The following is a 22885-nucleotide window of genomic DNA, read 5'->3' on the forward strand; positions in this document are numbered from 1 at the left end:
CGCCGCCATGGCCGATCCCATGACAGACCACCGCCCCCTCGGGGGCAACGGCGCCCCCGGCAGCATCCAGGGGCTGCTCGGCGACGCCCTGCGGGAGACGACCGACCTCGCCCGCAAGGAGATCGCCCTCTTCCGTACCGAGATGTCGAACAACCTGAGGTCGCTGTTCCTCGGGCTCGGCATGATGGTGGGGGCGGCGGTCTTCGCCGTCGTCGCCCTCCTGGTGCTCACCGATGCCCTGGTGAAGTGGCTCGCCACGGTGGTGAATTCCGAGGCGCTCGCCGCCCTGATCGTCGGGGCGGTCTTCCTCGCCATCGGTATCGGGCTCGCCCTGTGGGGCCGCAGCGCCATGTCCCTGTCGACCCTGACGCCGACCCGCACGACGCGGCAGGTGCGCCAGGATGCCAGGGTCCTGTCCGAGAGGGTGTCGGGATGAGCCAGTCGATCAACGATCTCGAGCACGACATCGAGCAGACCCGCGCGCGCCTCGACCGGACCATCGACCAGATCCAGGGCCGGCTCTCCCCGGCGAGCATCGTCGACGAGATGCTCGGCACCGCGCGGCAGACGCCCGCGATGGCCGGCCTCTACGATGGGGCGCTGGCGGCGGTGCGGCGCAATCCCGTCCCGGTCATGCTGATCGTGGCCGGGGTGGGCTGGCTCGTGCACCGCGTCGCCCGGGAATCCGAGCGCCGCCGGGAGCTCGACGCGACGATGGCCGGGGCCGAGTCGGTGCCGGTCCTCAACACCGGCACGGCCCGGGTCTACGATCCCGACCGGCCGACCGCTCATCCGGCCGCCGACCGCGTCGCCGACAGCCTGCGGATGTGATCCCGGCGCCGGCCCGGGCGGCCGGCGTCCCGTCCCGACAGAATCCTCGTTTCGCCGCAGGCCGGAGCGGGCACGGGCTTCCCCGTCCTCCGCCTGCCAGGGAGTACCCGAGTCATGGCAGAGCACACCATCAACCCGGCCAATCCGGGCGCCCCGTCGGCCCACACCCCCGCGACCGGCCCCGAGCGCAACCTGCATCAGGACCACGACACCGTGCGCCGCAACCTCGACGCCGCGCAGGATTCGGCGGGCGATGCGGCCCGTCATGCCGGAGACGCCGCCAAGGAGGCCGCCGCCGGCATGTCCGAGCGGGTGAGCGAGACCGTCTCGTCGATCGGCGAGCGCATCGGCGAGACCGCCGACCAGCTGCGCGCCAAGGCCGACGCGGCGGCCGACCGGCTGAAGCGCGGCGCCAACGACGCGGTCGATCGCGCGCATGCCGAGGCGAGCCGCACCTACGGCGCCGTCGGCGGCCGCAGCTCCGACACGATCGACCGCGCCCGCAACTGGGCCAACGACCGGATCGAGACCGGCTCGCGCCGCTACGCCGACCTGCGCGACCGCGGCAGCGACCGGCTGGCCCAGGGCCAGAACACCGTCGAGCGCTTCGTGACCGAGAACCCGGTCCTCGTCGGCGTCGTCGGCCTCGCCGCCGGCATGCTGCTCGGCGCGCTGCTGCCGCGCACCCGCCAGGAGGACAAGGTCGTCGGTCCCTGGGCCGACGAGGTCCGCGACCAGGGCCTGCGCTACGCCCACGAGGCGACCGAGCGCGGCCGGCAATTCGTCGAGACCGCCCTCGACCAGGCCCAGGACGCCGCGGTCGCGGCCGCCCACGCCGCCTCGGACGAGTTGCGCAAGAATCAGCCGGCGGGCGAGTCCCAGCCCGGCACCGGCGAGCCGGGCCGCCAGACGCATTGACGGTTCTTCGTCGGCATCGTCCCGGGCCTGCGCGTCCGGGACGATGCCACGGGTTCGTTAGGGGCACGAGCCGTCCGTGACTCGTCGCAAGAACCGGCCGGCCCCGCGGGGCCGGCTTTTTTCGTGATCGCTTCCCGTACATCCCGACGGTATTCCGGGACCCGCGGCGGCAGGCACCGCGTTGTCGGCCATGAGCACCGCCCCCTCCCCCGATGCCGGCCCCCGCCTCGGCTTCTGCTGCAAGTTCATCCCGGACGAGGAGCCCGGCCGGTACAAGACCCTGAAGGCGGCGAAGGAGGCTGCGCTGGTGATGAACGTCACCACGGTGACGATCGCGCATCTGCGCCGCCTCGCCCCGACAGCCGCCCGCGAGAAGCTCGTCGCGGTGGTGACCCACAACCTCGCGGCGATGGAGCGCCAGGTCGCCTGGGTGGCGGACAGGCCGCCGCTCGAGCGGTTGCTGCGCCTCGCGAGCTCGATCCTGCCGGGCTATACCCACCCGGAGGTGCGCGACCTCTACGCCGATCCGGAATTTCGCCGCACGATCGAGGACGGCCTCGCGGCGGTGGGCGCGGCGGCGCGGGCGGGCGGGGTGCGGCTCAGCATGCATCCGGGCCCGTTCTGCATCCTGGCCAGCCGCAACCCGGCGGCGCTCGCGAACGGCATCGCCGAGCTCGACTACCACGCCGAGGTGATGGCGATGATGGGCTATGGCGGCGGCTGGCACCCGCACGGCGCCCATATCAACATCCATGTCGGCGCCCGCGATCCCGGCGTCGAGGCGTACCGGGAGAACCTGGACAAGGTCTCTCAGGTCGCCCGCGACCTCGTCACGGTGGAGAACGACGAATCCGCCTTCGGTCTCGACGAGGTGCTGCGTCTCGCCGACCGGGTGCCGGTGGTCCTCGACCTGCACCACCACTGGATCCATAGCCGCGGCGGCTATCTCGAGCCGGACGATCCGCGCATCGCCCGGGTGATCGACTCCTGGCGCGGGGTGCGCCCGGTCGGCCATGTCAGCGTCTCGCGCGAGGACGTGCTGCCGGGCCACGACCCCGACGCGCTGCCCGACTTCGCGGCCCTGACCGAGGCCGGACTCAAGGGCCGGGACCTCGCCGCCCATTCCGACCTGATGTGGAACCGGGCGCTCAACGACCACATCGCCCGCCACCTCGCCTGGTGCGACATCGAGGTCGAGGCCAAGCACAAGAACCTCGCCTCCACCGGGCTGGCGCTGCAGGTCGGCCCGATCCTCCTCGGCACCGCGCCGGCCGTGCCGGCTCTGGCGGCCGAGTAGGGATGGTCTCGACGCTGGGGCGCCGTGCCTGTAACGGTGCGGCATGAAATCGGCCGATTGCGACATCCTCGTCGTCCCGGGCTACACCAATTCCGGGCCCGACCACTGGCAGAGCCGCTGGCAGGAGCGGCTCTCGACCGCCCGCCGGGTGGATCAGGCGAGCTGGGACCATCCCGAGCCCGAGGCCTGGCGCGACGCCGTGATCGCGGCGGTGCAGGCGGCGAACCGGCCCGCTTTGCTGGTCGCCCACAGCCTCGGGGTGATCGCCTGCGTTCAGGCGGCCCCGTACCTGCCCGAGGGGGCGGTCGCCGGCGCCTTCCTGGTGGCTTTGCCCGACATCGAGCGGCCCGACACGCCGGCGGTGCTGCGCAGCTTCGCGCCGATCCCGCGCGAGCCCCTGCCCTTCCCCGCGGTCCTGGTGACGAGCCGGACCGACCCCTACACGACCTACGACCGCGCGGGCGAGTTCGCCGCCGCCTGGGGGGCGGAGCTGGTCGATGCCGGCGAGTCCGGCCACCTCAATTCCGAGAGCGGGCACGGGCCCTGGCCCGAGGGGCTGATGCGCTTCGCCGGCTTCCTGCGCACCCTGTAGGGCCGCTCCCGTGACCCCCCATCTCGACATGGTCGAGCCGGCGACGGCGGCGACCTTCCGCGAGGCCGACTACCTGGCGGCGAACCCCGACATCCACCTCGCGGTGCGCGAGGGTCGGCTCGCCAGCGGACGGGCGCATTTCGAGAAGCACGGTCTGCGCCAGGCCCGGCGCCAGAGCCGCTTGCCCGCGGGGCTGGAGGCCATGCGGGCCGACAAGCTGGCGCGCCTCGCCCCCCTGATGCGGGACGACCTGCCCCATCGCCGCCTCGGCGAGAAATACGATTACCTCAGCGAGGAGCTGCGGGCGCTCTCGGGCGCCGAGGACAGCCCCAACGTCTCGCAGAACGCCTACGACGCCCACGTCCTGGAACTGATCGACGCCAACCCGGACGGGCTGATCCTCGATTGCGGCGCCGGCCGGCGCGACCGCTACTACGCCAACGTCGTCAACCTCGAGATCGCCGATTACGACACCACCGACGTGCTGGGCATCGGCGAGGTGCTGCCGTTCCGCGATGCGAGCTTCGACGGGGTGATCTCGATCGCGGTGCTGGAGCATGTCCGCGATCCCTTCGCCTGCGCCCGCGAGATCGCCCGGGTGCTCAAGCCCGGCGGAAGGCTGGTCTGCGCAGTGCCGTTCCTGCAACCGCTGCACGGCTACCCGCACCACTATTACAACATGACCGGCGAGGGCCTGCGCAACCTGTTCGCCGGCCAGCTCGCCGTCGACCACCAGTACGTCCCGACCTCGCTCCTGCCGATCTGGACCCTGACCTGGATCGTCCAGTCCTGGGCCGCCGGCCTGCCGCCGGACGTGCGCAAGCGCTTCCTGTCGCGCCGCCTCTCCGACTTCACCGCCGACCCGCTCTCGCTCCTGAAGGAGCCCTACGTGACGCAGCTCGGCGACGACAAGAACATGGAGCTGGCGAGCGGCACCTACCTGTTCGCCCACAAGGAGTAGGCGCGCGTCGCGGAGGCCGGGCTCCCGCCGTCAGGCGACGTGCAGGATCGCGTCCTTCATCACCCGGGCGACGACGTCGCAGGTGAGCGCGCTCGCCGCGCAGTGGGTGACCTGCCGGTCGAGGTGGTCGTGGTCGAGGCGCGGGTCGCAGGCGCTCGCCAGGAAGTAGCCGGCATCCGTGATGCTCATCACGTAGACGTCCGAGGCCCGGCCGGTCTGCCGGTTGATCAGCATGAACTGGGTGTAGGCCTGCTCGAAATCGGGCCGGCCGCGCAGGGACGGCCCGCGCTCCACCAGCACGCCGTGGGGCGCCAGCTGCGCCGAGGCCGCATTCAGCACCTCGGCGGAAATGTCGTGCAGCAGCGCCACGCGCCGGGCGTCCTCGTCCGAGAGCGCGGCCTCGGGCTGCGCCTCGGCGACCGGGCTCGCCTCGCGGCGCCGCCGCTGCTCCTCGAAGAAGCTCCCGAAATCCGACAGCACCACGTCGGGGCACCGGGGAACCGTCAGGGTCTCCATCATCGCGCCGTGCTCCTTGTCTCCCGCGAGGGCGTCCCATCGCTCAGCTTGGATCAACTCGGGCGGCGGCCGAAGAGATCCGGCCCGATGAGGCGGGACGAGCGGCGGGCCTGCGGTTTCCTTTGCGGCAGGCACGCCTCACGGCCCCGCCGCGAAGGCCGCCGCCAGCCTCGCGCAGGCGGGGTGCCCGGCTCCCTCGACGAGATCGGGCGCCACGGTCTGCTGCCAGACCAGGAAGCCGCCGCCGCCGAGGTCGAGGATCGCCGAGCGTCCGGCCCGGGCGCGGCCCTCCGCGACGACGACGGACAGGCGGAAGGCCTGGCGGGGCGACGGGACCGGGCCGGCGGAGCCCGGGAGCGACCGGATCGCCCCCGGGTCGACCCGCCGCACCAGCGCCGCGAGGTCGAAGCGGCCGCCGGCATTGTAGACCGTGAGCACCGGGGCGAGGCGCGCCGCCAGGGCCGGCGTCATCGAGGGCAGGCGGCCGATCTCGTCGGCGCTGGCGAAGGGGCCGTTGCGGGGCCCCCAGGCGAGGCCGCGGGCGCGGTATTGCGGCAGCTCCGCCCCGCCATTCGGCTCGGGCGTGTCGTCCGGGTCGCGGTAATCGACGATCTCGGCCCCGAGCGCCATCGCGTCCCGGTCCGGCACGCCGAGGAGCCGGAACGCCTCCTCCATCGCCGGGCGCGGCGTGGCGTTGAGGTCGATCAGGCCGCCCTGGTCCTGGAGCGACACCAGGGCGACCCGCCCCGGTGCCAGCGGGCAGGCGGTGACGGTGCCGTCCTCCGGCAGGCCGGCCTCGGTGCGGCGGTAGACCCGCCCCAGTTCGAGCTCGTAGGCGATCAGGCGGGCGATCCCGTCCGCCGCTCCCTGGAGCCGCACCGCGTCGGCCCGGGCCTGGGCGAGGCCGGTCGCCGAGCGGACCTGGAGCAGCGCTCCCGCCAGCACCGCGCCGACGACGATGAAGATCGCCAGCACCGAGAGCAGGACGAAGCCGGCCTCGCCGGAATCGGGCGATCCCGCGTCGGGCGCGCTCACGGACCGGCCTCGAGGGCGATCAGGAGCGGCGGCCAACGGCGGCGGTCCCCGGGGGGGAAGGCGACCTGGATCTCGACGAGGAGCGGCGCCCGGTCGGCCCGCGACCAGGCCGTCAGCCAGACCGGCCGGGCGCCGTCGGAGGGCGCGCCGTAGTAGCGGATGCCGAGCCCGGCGATCCGCCCCAGGACGACCTCGCCGATCGTCGCGCCGGCGGTCTCCCGCTCGCTCCGGGTCTCCTGCAGGTCGAGGGCGCCCTGTGCCCCCGGCACGAGGGACAGGGCCGCGGCGCGTTCGGTCGGGCGCTCCAGCGTGCGGTCGGGGGCCAGCACCGCCACGAGCCCGTCCGACCCGCCGACGAGGGTCGGCCGGCTCCCGTCGCGGCGCCGCTGCGCCAGGCTGCCGAGGGTGCGCCGCAGATGGTCGCGCACCGACTGCACCTCCTCGGCGGCGGATGCGCGGGAGGCCGCCGCCGAGGCGCCGCCGGCGATCCGCACGGCATTGAGCAGCAGCACGCCGATCAGCCCGGCCAGCGCGAGGCAGACCAGGGTCTCGACCAGGGTGAAGCCGGCCTGTCCTCCGTCGATCGAGGCGCGCCGGCTCATGGGGCGCCGGCTCATGGGGCCCCTTCCCCGGGCTTGCCCGCGACGAGGGTGGCGTAGAGCGGGGGCGCGTCCGGCCCGCCGGCCGTGACCCGGACGCGCCAGAGCGGCGGCGCGCGGCCGAGCCCGAGGATCGGGCGCAGGTCGAGGATCGCCAGGGTCCAGGGCGTCCCGTCCGAGAACCGGCCCTGGATCAGGCCCGGCCGCAGCGGGCCCTCGGCGAGGCGGCGCAAGACGACGCCCTCCGCCTCGTCGGCGGCGATCCGCCGGGCCTCGAGGCGCCGCACCGCGCCGGCCGCCGTGCCGGCGATCTCGAACGCCATGATGGTCGCCGCGGCGGCGATCGCGAAGGCCACCAGAACCTCGACGGTGGTGAAGCCGTCCTCCCGGGCGCGCCGCGGGCTCACGGCCCGTCCTCCCGCCGCACCCGCCCGGTGAGGGCGCTGACCGACAGGATCCGGCGCGACGGACCGGCGGCGAGCAGGATCCGCCCGCCGGTCGAGCTGCCGTCGGGCAGGAGCCGCAGCTCTCCGGGCTCCGGCCGGCCGACCGGGCCCGGCTCGACCGCGACCGCGACCGCGAGCGCCCCGACCGGGATCGGCGGCGCCCCGGGGCGGGAGCTGACGAAGCGGGCGGCCTGGGGCTCGTAGGCGAGGCGCCCGGACAGGCCCGTACGGATCGCCTCGGCCCGCAGCCGGCCGATCTCGGCCGCCACCGTCTCGGCGACCAGCACGACGCGCCGGTCGAGGGCCCCGGGGCCGAGGGACTGGAACGCGATCCCCGCGGCGAGCGCCAGAATCGCCATCGTCACGAGCATCTCGACGAGGGTGAAGCCGTCCTCCCGCGGCGTCCCGCCCGCCCTCACCCGATCGCCCCGACGACGCGATCCGCGTCGAGACCCAGCGCCATCACGGCGAGACCGACATGCAGGCCCAGCGCGAGGAACGGGCCGAACGGCAGGGCGGTGTCGCGCCCGGCCGGCCGGCCGGCCAGCGCCAGCGCACCGACCGCCGCGAGGGCCGACAGGCTCGCCGCGAGGATCAGGACCGGCAGGCCCGCGAGCCCGGTCCAGGCCGTGGCGGCGGCGATGAACTTGACGTCGCCGAGTCCGAGCCCGATCCGCCCGGTCGCCCGCGCGTGGAGCGCGCGCAGGCCGTAGAACAGCCCGTAGGCGAGGATCGCCTGCGCGAGGGCGAGAGGCGCCGCCCCGCTCCCGTCCCGCCATGCCGCGACCGCGAGGCCGAGACCGAGAAGCCCGAGATTGAGCCCGTCCGGGATGATGCGGGAGCGCAGGTCGATCAGGCAGGCCGGCAGCGTCAGCGGCAGCGGCAGCAGGGCCAGCAGCAGGCCCGAGAGCGCCGCCGACATCACGCGCGCCGCGGCGCGCGAGCGCGGGCGGAGGCCGGCGTCAGGGCGAGGATGCGGTCCTGCGGGATGCGCGCGGGGACGGCGATGGGAATGCCGGCGGAAGTGGCAAGGGGTTGGGCAAGGGGTCCGGCAAGAGGTTGGGCGACGGGCTCGGCGAGAGAGTCCGCCGGAGGGGCTGCCAGGGAAGAGGCCGGGATCGCCGGCTCCGGCTCGGGGACCCGGTCGATCTCGATCAGGGAGGTGGGCACCTCCGCCACCGGTGCGGGCATCGTGGCCGGCACCGCGGCCGGGGCCCTGCGGGCGGCCTGGCGCAGGGTCCATTCGCGCAGGTGCAGCCAGTAGAAATAGGCCGCGAGCGATGCCGCCAGCACCCCGGCGAGCCACAGCGAGAGCAGCAGCCCGGTCGGGACGACGCCGTTCCATTCGCGCATCAGCCCGAGCGCGAAGGCCGCGTACCAGGACACGCCGGAGACCGCGCCGGAGACCAGGAAGACGCCGGTGCGCACCCCCGACACCCCGTCGAGCATCGGCCGGCCGATGTCGCGCAGCACGCCCGGCAGCACGACCGCGTGGATCACGAGGCCGTTCACAGTCAGGGCCAGCACCACGACGAGCTTGGCCCACAGCTTCGGGTTGGCGAGCTTTTCCGGCGATTCGGCCGCGTAGACGGCGAGGAAGCCCAGCCCCGAGAGCCAGAGCAGGCCGAGCCCGACCGTCACCACCTTGCCGACGAACAGGAAGATGCGGGCGATCTCGGGCGGCAGGCTGCCCCAGCGCATCCAGCGCAGGATCCAGAAATCGAGCATCGTGGCGCCGCCGAGCCCGAAGCTGAGGCCGATCAGGTGGAGGCCGACGAGGAGCGTCAGCACCCGCACCGGCGGGAACGGCGCCGGCAGCGGCACCGTGAGCGGCGCGGCGGCGAGCGCGGCCCCGCAGAGGGCGACGAGACCGGCGAGCGAGAGGCCCGCCAGGGTGAGGGCGCGCCGGCCGAGCCGCCGCGGGCGTCCGGTGATGCGATCCATCCGTCTCATCGCGCGCATCCCGTTCACGGTCGTCCCATCGCCCTCGCCGCATCGCGGGGCCGATCCTGTCCACAGATTCGATAATAAATCGCGACTCGGTCGGGGACCGCTCCGCCGGTCCGGCAAGGCAGTGAGGGCTTCTTTACGAAGAGACAGCACCTTGCCGGCCGCACTATCCCCCGCGCCGAGGCTGCCGGATGCTCACCACGACCACCGAGGACAACCGGGAGCCGCAACGGAACCCACCCGCGAACCAGGCCGGTTTCTCGCTCGTCGAGTTGCTGGTCGTCCTGGCGATCATCGGCATGATCGCCACCATGGTGACCCCGCAGGTCCTCGGCTATCTCGGCCGCGCCAAGGGCGAGACGGCCCGCATCCAGGTCAAGAACATCGCCCAGGCGGTCGAGCTCTACTACCTCGACCTCGGCGCCTACCCGACGACCCAGCAGGGTCTCCAGGCGCTGGTGCAGGCGAGCGGCCCGGCCTGGCGCGGGCCCTACGTGCGCGACCCCCGCGGCCTCGTCGATCCGTGGGGCCACGCCTACCTGTACCGCGCGCCGGGCAGCGGCGGCACGCCGTTCGAGGTCTACAGCCTCGGCGCCGACGGCAAGGCCGGCGGCAGCGGCGATCAGGCCGACGTCGCGAGCAACTGACCTCTCGGGCCGGCGGACGATTCCGACGGCCTTACAGTAAAATCCCCGTCGAGGGCGGCATCTTCCGATCATGTCGCCTGGGCGGCGTCCCGTCGCCGTGCGGCTTCCATTGCCGCAATTTGCGCCGCCGCCGCTCCCGGCCGCGCGATCACTCGGGCACGACGCACGCGGAAGCTGCATTCATCCTGTACGGCAACTGTGAGACAGGGGCCGGACGGCGCGTCTCAACGCCTCGTTAACCATAACTCCCCTAACGTCCGGCCCAGCGACGGATGGGCACGAGGACGGCGGGGAATGACGAGAGGTGCGCCTGTCCTCGCCCTGGCGCTCGCCTGCGTCTGGCCGGTCGCGGCCGGTGCCGCCGAGCCGACCGGGCATGCCGGGTCGCGGGATCCGGGCGCCCTCGTGCTGCGCGGCAACGACCGGCTGATCGGTGGCGAGGTTGCCGCCGAGGCGCCGGTGCCGGGCGGGCCGGTGAGCCTCAACCTCGTCGAGGTGCCGCTGCCGGTCGCCGCCAAGGCGGTGTTCGCCGACACCCTCGGCTGGGGCTACAGCCTCGACGAGCGCGCCTCCGGCACCATCACCCTCCAGACCGGCGGGCCGGTGAGCCGCGAGGCCCTGCTGCGGATGTTCGAGGCCGCCCTGTCGAGCCGCGGCCTGTCGCTGCGCCGCCACGGCCGCAGCGTCCAGATCGTGCCGGCGGGCGCCGGGCCGGAGCTCCGGCCGGTCCAGGGACTGGGGGCCGAGTCGGGCGCGGTCGCGGTGCCGTTGCGTTGGATCTCGGCCGCCGAGATGCAGGCGATCCTCTCCTCGGTCGCTCCGCGCGAGGTGGTGCTGCGGGCCGACCGGGCGCGCAACCTCCTGATCCTCTCCGGCGACGCTGCCCAGATCCGGGTGCTGCGCCAGACCATCGCGGTGTTCGACGTCGACTGGATGCGCGGCATGTCGACCGCGATGGTGCCGGTGCGCAGCACGAACCCGGTGGTGCTCGCCCGAGACCTGACCCAGATCTTCGGCGGCGAGACCGCCGGCACCGGCGACGTCATCCGCTTCATCCCCAACGAGGCGCTGAACGCGATCCTGGTGGTGACCTCGCGCGCCGCCTATCTCGACCGGGCCCGGGCGCTCCTGGAGCAGCTCGAGACCCTGGCCGCCGACCGCGAGCGCCAGCTCTTCGTCTACCGGATCCAGAACCGCTCGGCCAAGGAACTCGCCGCCGTGCTGCAGGGCGTGGTGATGGCCGAGATGGGCGGCGGCTACGGCCAGTCGGGCATCGGCGGCGCCATGGGCGGTGCCATGGGCGGCGGTTATGGCGGCTACGGCGGCGGGGGGTACGGCGGCTATGCCGGCGCGGGCGGGCTCGCGGGCGGCGGGCTCGGGGGCGGTGCCCTCGGCGGCGGCGGATCGGGCGGCGCGAACCCGGTTGCCGGCGGTCCGGGCGCGGCCGGCGGATCCGGTGCCGCGGCGGGCCCGGGCTGGGATACGGGCGGTGCCGGCGTCGGCGGCGGGCTCGGCGGGCCCTCCGGGGCCGCGGGCGGTCTGCCCTCCTCGCCGCTCGCCGGCGGGGGCGGCTACGGCGGCGCGCTCGGCGGTTACGGCGGTGGCGGCGCCTACGGGGGCTATGGCGGCGGGTTCGACACGGGCTATGCCGGCGGCGCCGGGATGCGGCGCGACGCCATCGGCATCGTCGCGGACGAGGCCAATAACAGCCTCGTCATCTCGGCCACGCGCAACCAGTACGACAAGATCCTGCGCATCCTCGGCCGCCTCGACGCGATGCCGACCCAGGTTCTGCTCGAGACCGTGATCGCCGAGGTCACCCTCAACGACAACCTCGCCTTCGGCGTGCAGTGGTTCCTCAAGCAGCAGGGCAGCCGCTTCAACCTCGCCAGCGCCGATACCAGCAAGGCCTCGGCGACGAGCGGCACCGCCGGCCTGATCACCTCGGCGATCCGCGGCGTGCCGGGCTTCAACTACCTGCTCGCCGGTTCCGACTTCAACGTGGTGCTCAACGCCCTGCAGGGCGTGACGCGGGTCAACGTGATCTCGTCGCCCAACATCACGGTGCTCGACAACCGCACCGCCAAGCTCCAGGTCGGCGATCAGGTGCCGATCATCAAGCAATCGGGCCAGAGCGCCCTGACCGCCGGCGCCCCGATCCTCAACCAGATCGAGATGAAGGATACCGGCGTGATCCTCTCGGTCACGCCGCGGGTGAACAAGAACGGTCTCGTCGTCCTCGACATCAACCAGGAGGTCAGCGACGTCGTCCCGACCACGACCTCGGCGATCGACTCGCCGACGATCCGCCAGCGCCGGGTCGCGACCAGCGTCGCGGTGAGCGACGGCCACAGCCTCGCCATCGGCGGCATGGTGCAGGAGAAGGCGCAGATCACCAACGAGAACCTGCCGGTCCTGAGCGAGCTGCCGGTGATCGGCCCGGCCTTCCGCAACCGCATCGACCAGCGGGTGCGCACCGAGCTCCTGGTGTTCATCCGTCCGCGGGTGATCCGCGGCACCGTCGAGGCCGATCGCATCGCCGAGGATTTCCGCCAGCAGTTCCGCACCATGATGCCGGTGCGCCCGGTCCTGCCGCCCCCGCCCCTGCCGGCGGCCTACGAGGGCCAGCAGGGGATTTTGCGGCGGATGCTGGACTGAGGCCGGCCGGATCGAAACGGCTCGGGTCCCCGCGCCCGCGACCGCACGGGCCGGCTCACCGCCGCAGGGCCGGTCCCACTTCCGCCATCGGCCGGGCGCCGACCGGCCGCAGCGTCGCGGCGGGTCCCAGGAAGGTCGCGACGTAGCGGCGCTCGCCCTGGATCACCGTCACCCGGTCGCTGGCGACCTCCGCGACCCGCCAATCCCCTCTGCCCTCGCCGCGGGCGAGCCAGGCCCGGCTGCCGCTGCCGTCGTCGATCAGCGCCCGCGCGGTCGGTCCGTCGAGGAGGATGCCGCGCACCACCAGGACCGGCCGCGGCGGGTCGCCGTCGAGGATGTCGCGGGGCCCCCGGGCGGTCCAGGGGCGTCGGCCGGGATCGAAGAGCGGGCGCCGCAGGGCCGTCTCGTCCGGGGGCGGCGGCGCGGCCGGGGCGTGCCGCGGCGCGAGCGCCGGCCCGCCATCGACCGGCCAGGCGAAGGCGGCGAGCATCAGGCCGGCCGACACCCCGCAGGCGAGGCGGGCCTTGAGCCCGGTCGCGGCGAGCGCGGTCCGGACCGTCCGGAGGGCCGGCATCACGGCGTCCCTCCCGGGCCGGTCCGGCCGGTCGTCGGCGCGGGCAGCAGGACGCCCCGCACCGTCAGGTTGAGGCGCATCACCGTGGCCCGGCCGATCTCGGAATCGGCCGGGCGCTCGACGCTCAGCACGGCCTCCTCGGGGACGATCAGGGGCGCCTCGCTCTCGAGGGCCGCCAGCAGCCCGTGCAGGCCCGCCGCGGTGCCGCGCAGGGATGCCGAGAGGCGCGGCAGGGTCGGGCGGGCGGGGTCCGGCTGGAGGCCCGCCCCGTCCACCGTCGCGCTCCGCCCGGCGGCGAGCGCGGCGAGGCGGCTCCGGAAGGCGATGACGAGGCCGGCCTCGTCGGCGGCCGAGAGCGGGGCCGGTGCCGGGGCGGCGGCCGCGGCGGCCTGCGCGCGGGCGAGGCGGTCGCGGGCCGCCGCGATGTCGTCGGCGGCGGCGAGCGCGTCGAGCACCGGACCGGTGCCGAGGACGATCGCGACGCCGAGGGCGAGAAGGCCGACGAGCAGCGGCCGGACCGCGGGCAGGGTCATGGTGGGCGGGGTCATGTCGGACGGCCTCATGTCGGACGGCCTCATGGCCGGCCCCCGACGGGCAGCCGCGGCAGCGTGACGACGACGCGCTGCCCGCCCTCGACGGGCTCGACCCGCTGCAGGGCGGGGGCGCCGTAGCCCGGCAGGCCGGCGAGCGCCGCCATCGCGACGGTCGGGTCGGGCGCCCGCAGCGTCAGCTCCAGCCCCGCCCGGGAGACGCGGAGAGTCTCCGCCGAGACCGTGTCCGGCAAGGCGGCGGCGAGCGAATCCCAGGTCCGGGCGAGCGGCGGTCCGCGCTCGGCCAGGATCTGCGCGATGCCGGCCTGGATCGCGGGCGGGTGGCCCTGGGCGGCGGCGCGGCGGGCGGTCGCGAAGGCGTCGTCGAGGGCGGCGAGCGTCGCGGCCTGGTGCTGGCGCAGACCCAGGACGGCGCCGAGGAGACAGAGCCCGGTCGCCGCCGCCAGCACGAGATTGCCCGAGCCGCGCAACAGCCCCGGCAGGGCGTGGTGCCCGCTCGACAGGAGATCGACCGGCATCGTGCGGTCCTCCGCCGGGCCGACCGCGACGACGCTCGCCTTCAGCCCCGCTTCCGCCAGCGCCGCCAGCACGGGGGCGAGCCGGGTGCGCTTGAGCACGACGTGGCGCACCCGCAGGGTGCGGGTCTCGGCATCCTCGCCTTCGACGTACCAGTCGCTGAAGACCTGGTCGGCCCGGAACGGCGTCGCGGCTTCCAGCTCCTGGGCCAGCACCGCGCGCATCCGCGGCAGGGCGGCGCTCGGCAGTTCCAGGGTGCGGATGAAGCAGGCCGCGGGATCGACCACCACTTTCGCCCGGGCCTCCGCGCGGCCGCCCCGGATCGCCGAGAGCCGTTCGGCGAGGTCGTCGGCCCCGCCCTCCAGGCGGTAGGTCCGGTCCTGGCCGTCGCGCCGGTCGGTCGCCGTCAGGCCGGCCTCCCCCGGGGCCCCGAGCCGTAGCGTCAGCAGGGCCGGCACGCGGTCGGTGCGCACCTCCGCGAAGCCGAGGAGGTGCGCGGCCGCGTCGATCCCCTGGCGGAACGAGGCCCGGGCGGAGGACAGGAGGGCGTGCGAAGAGGCGGTGGGCGCGCGCAACGGGTCGGCTCCGGCGCCCGACGACCGGTACGGGGCGGTGCCGCCCGGTCTAGCGCCCCGACATTTCCGTCCGCTTAAGGACGTGGCGCGAGAATGCCCCGCAGGTGGGTCGTGCCCATTCGGCTTTCTCTGGGGCAGGACGATGCTGAGCATCTGGGGCGGGAAGACCCGGCCGCGGCGCATGCGAACGGACCGGCGCGATGCGGCCCGCGGCCGCGCCGACGACCTGCGCACCTTCGTCGATCGCCTCGCCGAGAGCGACGTGCTGGATGCCGCCGGTCACGAGCGGGCGCTCGCCGCCCTCGACGGGCCCGGCCGGCGCCCCCTCCCCCTGCTGCTCACCGAGCTCGGCCTCGTCCACGAGGCGACGCTCGTCACCGCCCTGTCGGAGGCGACCGGCCTGCCGATCCTGCGCCAGGACGACCTGCCGGGCGAGCCGGTCCTGCCCGATCTCCTGTCGCCCGATTACTGCGCCCGCGCCCGGGTGCTGCCGCTGGCGGTCGAGGCCGAGCGCCTCGTCGTCGCCCTGGTCGATCCGTTCGACGCCGACACCATCCGGGCGCTGGAGCACCTCGTCGAGCGGGCGGTCGCCCCCCGCCTCGTCGGCCCGGGCAGCTTCGAGCGGGCGCACCGCACCGTCTACGGCGACGTCGCCGAGGAGGGCGAGGCGGGGTCCGACGACGACCTCGCGCGGCTCGCCGACGTGGCGAGCCAGGCGCCGATCGTGCGGCTCTCGGCCCGGCTGGTGCGCAAGGCCTTCGAGCTGTCCGCCTCCGACATCCACCTGGAGGCGGAGGAATCCGACATGCGGGTGCGCTACCGCGTGGATGGCGTGCTCGTCGAATCCGAGCGGCTGCCGAAATCGGTCCAGCTCGCGCTCACCACCCGCATCAAGATCCAGGCCGGCCTCAACATCGCCGAGCGGCGCCTGCCCCAGGACGGCCGCATGCAGGCCCCCGATCGCGGCCAGGAGGTCGATATCCGCGTCTCGACCCTGCCGACGGCCCATGGCGAGAGCGTGGTGCTGCGCGTCCTCGACGGCTCCCGCCGGGTCGAGGATTTTTCGGCGCTGGGCTTCGACGCGGCGGCGATCCGGGAGATCGCCGCGATGACGAGCCGGCCGAACGGCCTCGTCCTCGTCACCGGCCCGACCGGCTCAGGCAAGACCACGACGCTCTACGCCGCACTCCGCCGGATCAACGGCCCGCACCTCAAGGTCGTCACGGTCGAGGATCCGGTGGAATACCGGATGGCCGGGGTGAACCAGGTCCAGGCCCATCCGGGCATCGGCCTCGACTTCGCGGCGGCGCTCCGCTCGATCCTGCGCCAGGACCCGGACGTGGTGATGGTGGGCGAGATCCGCGACGGCGAGACCGCCCGCATCGCCGTCCAGGCGGCGCTGACCGGCCACCTCGTCGTCTCGACGCTCCACACCAACTCCGCCCCCGCCACCGTGACGCGCCTGATGGATATGGGCATCGAGCCCTACCTGATCGCCGCGACCCTCAACGGCGTGGTGGCCCAGCGCCTGGTGCGCCGGCTCTGCGGGGCCTGCGCCGAAGCCACGCCCGCGACGCCGCAGGAGCGCCTGCGCCTCGGCATCCCGGCCGAGGCCCCCTTGAGCCTCAAGCGCGCCCGCGGCTGCCCGGCCTGCAACGGCACCGGCTATCGCGGCCGGATGGTCGCCTCGGAGATCATGACCCTCGACGGGGAGCTGCGCGGCCTGATCGCCGATCGGGCCGACGAGCAGACCCTGACCGCCCGGGCGCGCGCCGCCGGGATGACGGGGCTCGCCGACAGCGCCCGGGCGCGGGTGCTCGACGGGGAGACCACCCTCGACGAGGTCGGGCGGGTGCTGGAAGGGACGCTCTGACATGCCCCGCTTCGCCTACAAGGCCTATGCGGGCGACGGGCGCTCGCGGGCCGGCACCATCGAGGCCGAGACGCGCCAGCGCGCCGTGGCGCGCTTACGCACCGACGGGCTCCAGGTCTACGAGATCGCCCAGGCCGCCGCCGGCCCGGCCCCGTTCTGGCGCCGCGACCTCTTCGGACGCGACCGGGTCAACGACGCCGCCCGCGTCGCCTTCCTGCGCGAGTTCGGGACGCTGGTCGGCGCCGGGCTCACCGTCGACAAGGCCCTGCGCCTCGTCGAGCGCCAGGCCGGGCCTGCGCTCAAGCCCGTCCTCTCCGACCTGCTCGAGCGGGTGGTGGCCGGCGCCTCCCTGTCACGGGCGATGGCGGCCCACCCGCAGGCCTTCCCGCGCGACATGGTCGACATCGTGCGCGCCGGCGAGGCCACCGGCACCCTCGTCGACGTGGTCGGCTCGCTCACCGCCTCGATCGAGCGCCGCGACGCGGTCAAGCGCCACCTGATCTCGGCGATGATCTACCCGGCGCTCCTCGTCGCGATGGCGATCGGCACCGTGGCGATGATCGTCGGCGTCCTCGTGCCGGCCCTGGCGCCCTTGTTCGAGGGCAGCGGCCAGGCGCCGCCCTTCGCGATCCGCGCCGCTGCCTGGCTCGGCGACACGCTCTCGGCGACCTGGCCGTTCCTCCTCGGCGGCCTCGCGGTTCTGATCCTCGTGCTCGTCCGGGCGTGGCGGGTGCCGGGTTTCGCGGCGGCGCGGGCGCAACTGGCGCTCCGCCTGCCCCTCGTGCGCGAGATCGTGGTCGGCATCGAGTGCGGCCGGTTCTGCCGGGTGCTCGGCACGCTGCTCACCGCCGAGGTGTCGATCCCCGACGCGGTGGCGGCGACCCGCCCGCTCGCCGGCAACCGGGTCTTCCGCCGCGCCCTCGACGAGGCCGGGCGGCGGCTCGCCGAGGGCGGCAGCCTCGCCTCGGGGCTCTCCTCGCTCAAGCCCTACGCCGCCTCGACCCTCAACCTCATCGCCAGCGGCGAGCAGGTGAACCGCCTCGGCAGCGTCCTGATCCACGCCGCCGAGATGCACGAGACCGAGACCCGCCAGCGCATCGACCGCCTGCTCGCGCTGCTCACCCCCCTGGTGACCGTGGCGATCGGCGGCCTGATCGGCGGACTGATCATCTCGGTGATGGGGGCGATCCTGAGCGTGGGGCAATTGACGCAGTAACGGCGGGGGATCCGACCGGCGGCGGCGGGCGTTGCCTGCGCTCCTGATCCCGGGAGCCCTGCCGTGCCCACCGAACGCCGACCGTCTCCGACCCTGCTCGCCGCGTCCCTCGTCGGGGTGCTCGGCGGCGCGCTCGTGGCCGTGCCGGAGGCAGCCCTCGCGCAGCAGGGCCGGCCCTCCACCCTCGCGATGACCTGCGGCCAGGCGCGCAACTTCCTCGCCGCGCGAGGGGCCGCGGTACTCGGCACCGGCGGCTACACCTACGACCGCTACGTGCGCGACCGCAGCTTCTGCGAGCCGACCGAGATCACCAAGAATGCCGTCGTGCCGACCCGCGACACGCCGGAATGTCTCGTCGGCTACCGCTGCATCGAGCCGGGGCGCAACTGGTTCGACGACGAATAGGGCGCCCTCCGCGCCCGGCCCCGAAGTCCGGGCGGGAGGGCGGACCGGCCGTCAGCCCTTCGCCAGCAGCGCCTCGATCTCCTGCTTGAGCGCGTCGCGCAGCTCGGGCCGCTCCAGGCCGTAGGCGAGGTTGGCGACGAGGAAGCCGAGCTTCGAACCCGTGTCGTAGGTCTTGCCGCGGTAGTGCATGCCGTAGAACTTCTGCGTCTCCGACAGGCGCTTCATGCCGTCGGTGAGCTGGATCTCGCCGCCCGCGCCGCGCTCGCCGCGCTCCAGGATCGAGAAGATCTCCGGCTGGAGGATGTAGCGGCCCGAGATGATGTAGTTCGACGGCGCGGTGCCCTTCGGCGGCTTCTCGACCATGCCGGTGATCTCGAAGGTGTCGCCGTATTCCTGGCCGACGCTGACGATGCCGTATTGATGGGTCTGGTCGGGGGCGACCTCCTCGACGGCGATGATGTTGCCGCCGTGCTGCTCGTAGGCGTCGAGCATCTGCACCATGCTGCCGCGGCTGAGCATGTCGGGCAGGATCACCGCGAAGGGCTCGTCGCCGACGATCTCGCGGGCGCACCACACCGCGTGGCCGAGGCCCAGCGGCTCCTGTTGGCGGGTGAAGCTGGTCTGGCCGGCGGCCGGCAGGTCCTTCTTCAGGGCCTCGTAGGCCTCGGTCTTGTTGCGCTCCTGAAGGGTGCGCTCGAGCTCGTAGGAGATGTCGAAATGATCCTCGATCACCGCCTTGCCGCGGCCGGTGACGAAGATGAAGTGTTCGATCCCGGCCTCGCGGGCCTCGTCGACGACGTGCTGGACCACCGGCCGGTCGACGACCGTCAGCATCTCCTTGGGCACCGCCTTGGTCGCCGGCAGGAAACGGGTGCCGAGGCCCGCGACCGGGAGGACGGCTTTGCGAATGCGTTTCATCGTGCGTGATCCAGTGAACACCGAGGAGCTGCCGGACCGCCCGGCGGGACTAGGCGCGACCGGGCGCTTGACACCCACCGGACCTCCTCCCCGCGGGCAGCCTTGCCACCGGACAGCTTAATTGACGCTGAAGCATTGCGGGGTATGGATCAACCCGTCTCACACCTGGGAGCGGACGGAATGGCGGTACTTGTCACGGGCGGGGCCGGCTATATCGGCAGCCACATGGTGCTCGCCCTGATCGACGCCGGACACGAGGAAGTCGTGGTCCTCGACGATCTGTCCACCGGCTTCGATTGGGCGTTGCCGCCGGAAGTCACGCTGGTGCGCGGCGACGTCGCCGACCAGACCCTGGTGGCCGAGACCATCCGCGCGCACAAGATCGACGCGCTGGCGCACTTCGCCGCCAAGATCGTGGTGCCGGATTCGGTGGCCGATCCCCTCGGTTACTACCTCGCCAACACGGTCAAGTCGCGGGCGCTGATCGAGGCGGCGATCGGGGCGGGCGTGCGCCACGTCATCTTCTCGTCCACTGCCGCGGTCTACGGCGAGCCGTCGGTGGTGCCGGTGCCCGAGGACCTGACCCCGAACCCGATCAATCCCTACGGCCGCTCTAAGCTGATGACCGAGTGGATGCTGGAGGACGCCGCCCGCGCCCACGGCATCAGCTACGTCGTCTTGCGCTACTTCAACGTGGCCGGCGCCGATCCGCGCGGGCGCTCGGGCCAGTCGACCCCCAACGCCACCCACCTCATCAAGGTCGCGACGCAGGCGGCGCTCGGCCGGCGCGGCCAGCTGGAGGTGTTCGGCACCGACTACCCGACGCCGGACGGCTCGTGCCTGCGCGACTACATCCAGGTCTCGGACCTCGCGGCCGCCCACCTCGTCGCGCTCAACCACCTGCGCGGCGGCGGCGAGAGCCTGACCCTCAATTGCGGCTACGGTCGCGGCTATTCGGTGCTGGAGGTGATCGACGTGGTGAAGTCGGTCTCGGGCGTCGATTTCCCGGTCACGCTGTCGCCGCGCCGGGCGGGCGATCCGTCGCGGATCGTCGCCGGGGCCGACCGGATCCGGGCCGAGCTCGGCTGGGTGCCGCAGCACGACGACCTGCGGGAGATCGTCACCCAGGCGCTGGCCTGGGAAGAGGCATTGGGTCGTCGCAACCGGGTCTGATCGATGCCCCAGACCCGGTTCGTCCTGCGGAGCGTCCTGGCGCTCGGTACCGTTCTGCTCCTTGCCGCCCCCAGCGGCGCGGGCGATTTCCGGGCCTTCGTCGAGGAGCTGTGGCCGGCCGCCCAATCGCGGCACGTCTCGCGCGCGACCTTCGACGCCGCGTTCCGGGGCGTCACCCCGGATCCGGCGGTGCTGGCGCGGCTGCGCCGCCAGGGCGAGTTCGGCCGGCCGGTCTGGGAGTACCTGACCGGCGCCGTCTCGCCCGGCCGCATCGCCCGCGGGCGGGCGGAGGCCGCGCGGCGCGCCGAGACCCTGGCGGCGATCGAGGCGCGGTACGGCGTGCCCGGCCCGGTGCTCCTCGCCTTCTGGGGCATCGAATCGGATTTCGGTGCCAGCGCCGGCACGATGCCGGTGATCCGGGCGCTCGCCACCCTGGCCGAGGCGCGCCACCGCGGCGAGCTGTTTCGCGATGAACTCCTGGCCGCCCTGGAGATCCTCCAGCATCACGACGTGAAGCCGGAACGGATGCGCGGCTCCTGGGCCGGTGCCATGGGGCAGACGCAGTTCCTGCCCTCGGCCTACCTGAAGGCGGCGGTCGATTTCGACGGCGACGGGCGGCGCGACATCTGGGATTCGGCGCCGGACGCGCTCGCCTCGATCGCGAATTTCCTGGCCCAGGCCGGCTGGCGCCGCGACCTGCCCTGGGGCGTCGCCGTCACCCTGCCGGCGGATTTCGACCTCGCGCGCTATCGCGGCCCGTTCTCCGACTTCGCCCGGCGCGGTGTGCGGAGCCTCGACGGCGAGGCGCTGCCGGCGACCGGCGAGGCGAGCCTGTTCCTGCCCGGCGGGGCCGGCGGGCCGGCCTTCCTGATCACCGCCAATTTCGAGGCGATCCGCGCCTACAACACCTCGGATTCCTACGCGCTGGCGGTGGGACACTTCTCCGACCGGATCGCCGGGGGACCGCCGCTCGCCGCGCCCTGGCCGACCGGGCCGCGCCTCGATCAGGCAGGGGTCACCGCGCTGCAGCGCGGGCTCTCCGCCCGCTCGCTCTACGAGGGCCCGTTCGACGGTCGCGCCGGGCCGAAACTGCGCGAGGCGGTGCGGCGCTACCAGATCGCGGCGGGCCTGCCGGCGGACGGCTACGCCACCCCGGACCTCCTGGAGCACCTGCGCGCGCCGCGCTGATTTCGAGGCCGGGTTCGGGCCGCCCCCCCCGTGGACAACCGAGGCCGACTTCCGCAAGGATCCGCCGGAACGCAGGAGACCTCGACACCATGGCTCACGCATTGGGCGCGCCGGCCGGCGAACGGAGTCCCGACGGCCCCAACCAGCCCGATCTCGCCGGGCCGGAGGTGCGCCGCGCCAAGGAGGACCTGGCGGCCTGCTTCCGCATGGCGGCGCGCCACGGCCTGGAAGAGGGCATCTGCAACCACTTCTCGGCGATGGTGCCGGGCTACGACGACCTCTTCATCGTCAATCCCTACGGCTACGCCTTCGCGGAGATCACCGCCTCGAAGCTCCTGGTCTGCGACTTCCACGGCAACGTCGTCTCGGGCGAGGGCCAGCCGGAGGCGACCGCCTTCTACATCCATGCCCGCCTGCACAAGCGCATCCCGCGGGCCCGCGTCGCCTTCCACACCCACATGCCCTACGCCACCGCCCTCTCGATGACCGAGGGCGATCCGCTGATCTTCGCCGGGCAGACCTCGCTCAAGTTCTACGGCCGCACCGCCTTCGACCGGAACTACAACGGCCTCGCCCTCGACGAGCGCGAGGGCGACCGCATCGCCGACAGCGTCGGCGAGGCCGACATCGTGTTCATGAAGAACCACGGCGTGATGGTGCTCGGCCCCACCATCGCGGAGGCCTGGGACGATCTCTACTACCTGGAGCGCGCGGCCGAGGTGCAGGTGCTCGCCCTCTCGACCGGGCGCGCCGTCCTGCCGGTCGATCCCGCCATCGCCGAGGCCGCCTACCGGCAGATGCGCGAGGGCGATCCGGAATCGGCCCGCCTCCACCTCGCGGCGATCCGCCGGCGGCTCGACCGGGAGGAGCCGGACTACGCCGCCTGATACCATGTCCGGAAGATTCCTTCCGGACATGGTATCGCAAGCCCGCGCGGCGCTTGAGCGAAGCCGGAATCCGCATCGCGAAGCGATCAAACGGATTTCGTATGACTGCGGCGGACGAGCCAGAGGGCGGTGAGCGCCAGCACCCCGGCGCTCACCCCATGCAGCCCGATCTGCCACCACGCGGCGGTGCCGGCGGAGAGGACGAGGGCGAGGTCGCAGGCCGGGATGACGAGGCTGCCCGCCAGCACGATCGCCACGGCGCGCCGGGTCGACAGGAGGCCGAGGCCGCCGAGATAGAGCGCGAGGGCCGCGTCGCGCGCGCCGATCGCCCGAAGATAGGTCCGGCCGATCCCGGCGGGCTCCGGCACGCCGTAGATCAGCGCGCCGAGCGCGGGCGCCGCCAGGAAGAGGCCGCCCAGGCCGAAGAAGACCAGCGCCATGGCGAGCACGACCCAGAGGCGTGGATCGGAGGGGGTGAGGCGATCGTCCCGGGTGGCGAGAGGGTGTCGGTCCATGCTGCCGGCATGCCCGAAGGCGCGGGCCGGTGCCTTCACGTGGG

26 protein-coding genes are annotated in these 22885 nt (G+C 73.7%); 14 read left to right on the forward strand and 12 right to left on the reverse strand.

Going from position 1 to position 22885, the window contains the following annotated elements; all coding sequences use genetic code 11:
* Positions 1–7: 7 nt before the first annotated feature.
* The 6 genes from miv_RS14715 to miv_RS14740 all read left to right on the forward strand — a co-directional run bounded on the left by miv_RS14715 (position 8) and on the right by miv_RS14740 (position 4599).
* A complete protein-coding gene (locus miv_RS14715; RefSeq protein WP_048431105.1) occupies positions 8–436 on the forward strand; it encodes a phage holin family protein in 429 nt (142 codons plus the stop codon).
* Positions 433–831 (forward strand): DUF3618 domain-containing protein, encoded by a 399-nt coding sequence (locus miv_RS14720; RefSeq protein ID WP_048431104.1) that lies wholly within the window; start codon positions 433–435, stop codon positions 829–831. The genes miv_RS14715 and miv_RS14720 overlap by 4 nt, the downstream gene beginning before the upstream one ends.
* Before the next feature lie 114 nt (positions 832–945).
* The gene (locus miv_RS14725) at positions 946–1749 is read left to right on the forward strand and encodes a hypothetical protein (RefSeq protein WP_207183280.1); all 804 of its coding nucleotides are present in this window, start codon (positions 946–948) and stop codon (positions 1747–1749) included.
* Positions 1750–1939: 190 nt separating this feature from the next.
* Complete coding sequence (locus miv_RS14730; RefSeq protein WP_207183281.1) at positions 1940–3046, forward strand: apurinic/apyrimidinic endonuclease family protein; 1107 nt, start codon at positions 1940–1942, stop codon at positions 3044–3046.
* 43 nt (positions 3047–3089) lie between these two features.
* Positions 3090–3638 (forward strand): RBBP9/YdeN family alpha/beta hydrolase, encoded by a 549-nt coding sequence (locus miv_RS14735; RefSeq protein WP_207183282.1) that lies wholly within the window; start codon positions 3090–3092, stop codon positions 3636–3638.
* 10 nt (positions 3639–3648) lie between these two features.
* Positions 3649–4599 (forward strand): class I SAM-dependent methyltransferase, encoded by a 951-nt coding sequence (locus miv_RS14740; protein ID WP_244749008.1) that lies wholly within the window; start codon positions 3649–3651, stop codon positions 4597–4599.
* 30 nt (positions 4600–4629) lie between these two features.
* Here the strand turns inward: miv_RS14740 and miv_RS14745 are convergent, their stop codons facing one another.
* From miv_RS14745 to miv_RS33360, 7 genes are all read right to left on the reverse strand, one after another.
* Positions 4630–5118 (reverse strand): hypothetical protein, encoded by a 489-nt coding sequence (locus miv_RS14745; protein WP_048429390.1) that lies wholly within the window; start codon positions 5116–5118, stop codon positions 4630–4632.
* A gap of 135 nt (positions 5119–5253) precedes the next feature.
* Positions 5254–6150, reverse strand: coding sequence for a type II secretion system minor pseudopilin (locus miv_RS14750; protein ID WP_207183283.1), 897 nt, complete (start codon positions 6148–6150; stop codon positions 5254–5256).
* On the reverse strand, positions 6147–6767 hold the full coding sequence (locus miv_RS14755) for a prepilin-type N-terminal cleavage/methylation domain-containing protein (protein WP_048429392.1): 621 nt from the start codon (positions 6765–6767) through the stop codon (positions 6147–6149). Before miv_RS14755 ends, miv_RS14750 begins: the two co-directional genes overlap by 4 nt.
* The gene (locus miv_RS14760) at positions 6764–7156 is read right to left on the reverse strand and encodes a hypothetical protein (protein WP_048429393.1); all 393 of its coding nucleotides are present in this window, start codon (positions 7154–7156) and stop codon (positions 6764–6766) included. The genes miv_RS14755 and miv_RS14760 overlap by 4 nt, the downstream gene beginning before the upstream one ends.
* Positions 7153–7614, reverse strand: coding sequence for a prepilin-type N-terminal cleavage/methylation domain-containing protein (locus tag miv_RS14765; RefSeq protein ID WP_244749009.1), 462 nt, complete (start codon positions 7612–7614; stop codon positions 7153–7155). Before miv_RS14765 ends, miv_RS14760 begins: the two co-directional genes overlap by 4 nt.
* Complete coding sequence (locus miv_RS14770; RefSeq protein WP_207183284.1) at positions 7611–8117, reverse strand: prepilin peptidase; 507 nt, start codon at positions 8115–8117, stop codon at positions 7611–7613. Before miv_RS14770 ends, miv_RS14765 begins: the two co-directional genes overlap by 4 nt.
* Positions 8117–9148, reverse strand: coding sequence for a hypothetical protein (locus miv_RS33360; RefSeq protein ID WP_244749010.1), 1032 nt, complete (start codon positions 9146–9148; stop codon positions 8117–8119). The genes miv_RS14770 and miv_RS33360 overlap by 1 nt, the downstream gene beginning before the upstream one ends.
* Positions 9149–9336: 188 nt before the next feature.
* Here miv_RS33360 and gspG point away from each other — a divergent pair, with 188 nt between their 5' ends.
* Both gspG and gspD read left to right on the forward strand, forming a co-directional pair.
* A complete protein-coding gene (gspG, locus tag miv_RS14780) occupies positions 9337–9792 on the forward strand; it encodes a type II secretion system major pseudopilin GspG (RefSeq protein ID WP_207183285.1) in 456 nt (151 codons plus the stop codon).
* 294 nt (positions 9793–10086) lie between these two features.
* On the forward strand, positions 10087–12450 hold the full coding sequence (gene gspD / locus miv_RS14785; protein WP_207183286.1) for a type II secretion system secretin GspD: 2364 nt from the start codon (positions 10087–10089) through the stop codon (positions 12448–12450).
* Positions 12451–12505: 55 nt separating this feature from the next.
* Here the strand turns inward: gspD and miv_RS14790 are convergent, their stop codons facing one another.
* The 3 genes from miv_RS14790 to miv_RS14800 are packed head-to-tail and all read right to left on the reverse strand — an operon-like array spanning position 12506 to position 14666.
* Complete coding sequence (locus tag miv_RS14790) at positions 12506–13024, reverse strand: hypothetical protein (protein WP_207183287.1); 519 nt, start codon at positions 13022–13024, stop codon at positions 12506–12508.
* The gene (locus miv_RS14795; protein ID WP_207183288.1) at positions 13024–13572 is read right to left on the reverse strand and encodes a GspMb/PilO family protein; all 549 of its coding nucleotides are present in this window, start codon (positions 13570–13572) and stop codon (positions 13024–13026) included. Before miv_RS14795 ends, miv_RS14790 begins: the two co-directional genes overlap by 1 nt.
* Positions 13573–13598: 26 nt before the next feature.
* A complete protein-coding gene (locus miv_RS14800) occupies positions 13599–14666 on the reverse strand; it encodes a hypothetical protein (RefSeq protein ID WP_207183289.1) in 1068 nt (355 codons plus the stop codon).
* 142 nt (positions 14667–14808) lie between these two features.
* Here miv_RS14800 and miv_RS14805 point away from each other — a divergent pair, with 142 nt between their 5' ends.
* The 3 genes from miv_RS14805 to miv_RS14815 all read left to right on the forward strand — a co-directional run bounded on the left by miv_RS14805 (position 14809) and on the right by miv_RS14815 (position 18160).
* Complete coding sequence (locus miv_RS14805; protein ID WP_207183290.1) at positions 14809–16539, forward strand: GspE/PulE family protein; 1731 nt, start codon at positions 14809–14811, stop codon at positions 16537–16539.
* A gap of 1 nt (position 16540) precedes the next feature.
* Positions 16541–17755 carry a type II secretion system F family protein gene (locus tag miv_RS14810; protein WP_207183291.1) on the forward strand — a complete coding sequence of 405 codons (1215 nt, stop codon included), beginning with the start codon at positions 16541–16543 and terminating at the stop codon, positions 17753–17755.
* A 117-nt stretch (positions 17756–17872) separates the two neighbouring features.
* Positions 17873–18160, forward strand: a complete 288-nt coding sequence (locus miv_RS14815) for a hypothetical protein (RefSeq protein ID WP_048428275.1) — start codon at positions 17873–17875, stop codon at positions 18158–18160.
* 51 nt (positions 18161–18211) lie between these two features.
* Here the strand turns inward: miv_RS14815 and galU are convergent, their stop codons facing one another.
* Positions 18212–19078 (reverse strand): UTP--glucose-1-phosphate uridylyltransferase GalU, encoded by an 867-nt coding sequence (gene galU, locus miv_RS14820; protein WP_207183292.1) that lies wholly within the window; start codon positions 19076–19078, stop codon positions 18212–18214.
* 180 nt (positions 19079–19258) lie between these two features.
* On the opposite strand from galU, the gene galE reads away from it, so the two are divergent.
* The 3 genes from galE (at position 19259) to miv_RS14835 (ending at position 22326) form a co-directional block, all read left to right on the forward strand.
* Positions 19259–20251, forward strand: a complete 993-nt coding sequence (gene galE, locus miv_RS14825) for a UDP-glucose 4-epimerase GalE (RefSeq protein ID WP_207183293.1) — start codon at positions 19259–19261, stop codon at positions 20249–20251.
* Positions 20252–20254: 3 nt separating this feature from the next.
* A complete protein-coding gene (locus tag miv_RS14830) occupies positions 20255–21439 on the forward strand; it encodes a lytic murein transglycosylase (protein WP_207183294.1) in 1185 nt (394 codons plus the stop codon).
* A gap of 89 nt (positions 21440–21528) precedes the next feature.
* On the forward strand, positions 21529–22326 hold the full coding sequence (locus miv_RS14835; protein ID WP_048428266.1) for an aldolase: 798 nt from the start codon (positions 21529–21531) through the stop codon (positions 22324–22326).
* Positions 22327–22412: 86 nt separating this feature from the next.
* Here the strand turns inward: miv_RS14835 and miv_RS14840 are convergent, their stop codons facing one another.
* Complete coding sequence (locus miv_RS14840) at positions 22413–22841, reverse strand: DUF4267 domain-containing protein (RefSeq protein WP_048428273.1); 429 nt, start codon at positions 22839–22841, stop codon at positions 22413–22415.
* Between the last annotated feature and the right edge of the window lie 44 nt (positions 22842–22885).

The sequence above is a fragment of the Methylobacterium indicum genome (assembly GCF_017347565.1).
GTDB classification, from domain to species: domain Bacteria; phylum Pseudomonadota; class Alphaproteobacteria; order Rhizobiales; family Beijerinckiaceae; genus Methylobacterium; species Methylobacterium indicum.

Coding starts and splice junctions, on each gene's coding strand:
- miv_RS14720 (WP_048431104.1), top strand. CDS start 433: ATGAGCCAGTCGATCAACGATCTCGAGCACGACATCGAGCAGACCCGC.
- miv_RS14810 (WP_207183291.1), top strand. CDS start 16,541: ATGCCCCGCTTCGCCTACAAGGCCTATGCGGGCGACGGGCGCTCGCGG.
- miv_RS14830 (WP_207183294.1), top strand. CDS start 20,255: ATGCCCCAGACCCGGTTCGTCCTGCGGAGCGTCCTGGCGCTCGGTACC.
- gspD (WP_207183286.1), top strand. CDS start 10,087: ATGACGAGAGGTGCGCCTGTCCTCGCCCTGGCGCTCGCCTGCGTCTGG.
- miv_RS14805 (WP_207183290.1), top strand. CDS start 14,809: ATGCTGAGCATCTGGGGCGGGAAGACCCGGCCGCGGCGCATGCGAACG.
- miv_RS14725 (WP_207183280.1), top strand. CDS start 946: ATGGCAGAGCACACCATCAACCCGGCCAATCCGGGCGCCCCGTCGGCC.
- miv_RS14770 (WP_207183284.1), bottom strand. CDS start 8,117: ATGTCGGCGGCGCTCTCGGGCCTGCTGCTGGCCCTGCTGCCGCTGCCG.
- miv_RS14715 (WP_048431105.1), top strand. CDS start 8: ATGGCCGATCCCATGACAGACCACCGCCCCCTCGGGGGCAACGGCGCC.
- miv_RS14835 (WP_048428266.1), top strand. CDS start 21,529: ATGGCTCACGCATTGGGCGCGCCGGCCGGCGAACGGAGTCCCGACGGC.
- galE (WP_207183293.1), top strand. CDS start 19,259: ATGGCGGTACTTGTCACGGGCGGGGCCGGCTATATCGGCAGCCACATG.
- miv_RS14745 (WP_048429390.1), bottom strand. CDS start 5,118: ATGATGGAGACCCTGACGGTTCCCCGGTGCCCCGACGTGGTGCTGTCG.
- gspG (WP_207183285.1), top strand. CDS start 9,337: ATGCTCACCACGACCACCGAGGACAACCGGGAGCCGCAACGGAACCCA.
- miv_RS14840 (WP_048428273.1), bottom strand. CDS start 22,841: ATGGACCGACACCCTCTCGCCACCCGGGACGATCGCCTCACCCCCTCC.
- miv_RS14730 (WP_207183281.1), top strand. CDS start 1,940: ATGAGCACCGCCCCCTCCCCCGATGCCGGCCCCCGCCTCGGCTTCTGC.
- miv_RS14735 (WP_207183282.1), top strand. CDS start 3,090: ATGAAATCGGCCGATTGCGACATCCTCGTCGTCCCGGGCTACACCAAT.
- miv_RS14790 (WP_207183287.1), bottom strand. CDS start 13,024: ATGCCGGCCCTCCGGACGGTCCGGACCGCGCTCGCCGCGACCGGGCTC.
- miv_RS33360 (WP_244749010.1), bottom strand. CDS start 9,148: ATGAGACGGATGGATCGCATCACCGGACGCCCGCGGCGGCTCGGCCGG.
- miv_RS14795 (WP_207183288.1), bottom strand. CDS start 13,572: ATGACCCCGCCCACCATGACCCTGCCCGCGGTCCGGCCGCTGCTCGTC.
- galU (WP_207183292.1), bottom strand. CDS start 19,078: ATGAAACGCATTCGCAAAGCCGTCCTCCCGGTCGCGGGCCTCGGCACC.
- miv_RS14755 (WP_048429392.1), bottom strand. CDS start 6,767: ATGAGCCGGCGCCCCATGAGCCGGCGCGCCTCGATCGACGGAGGACAG.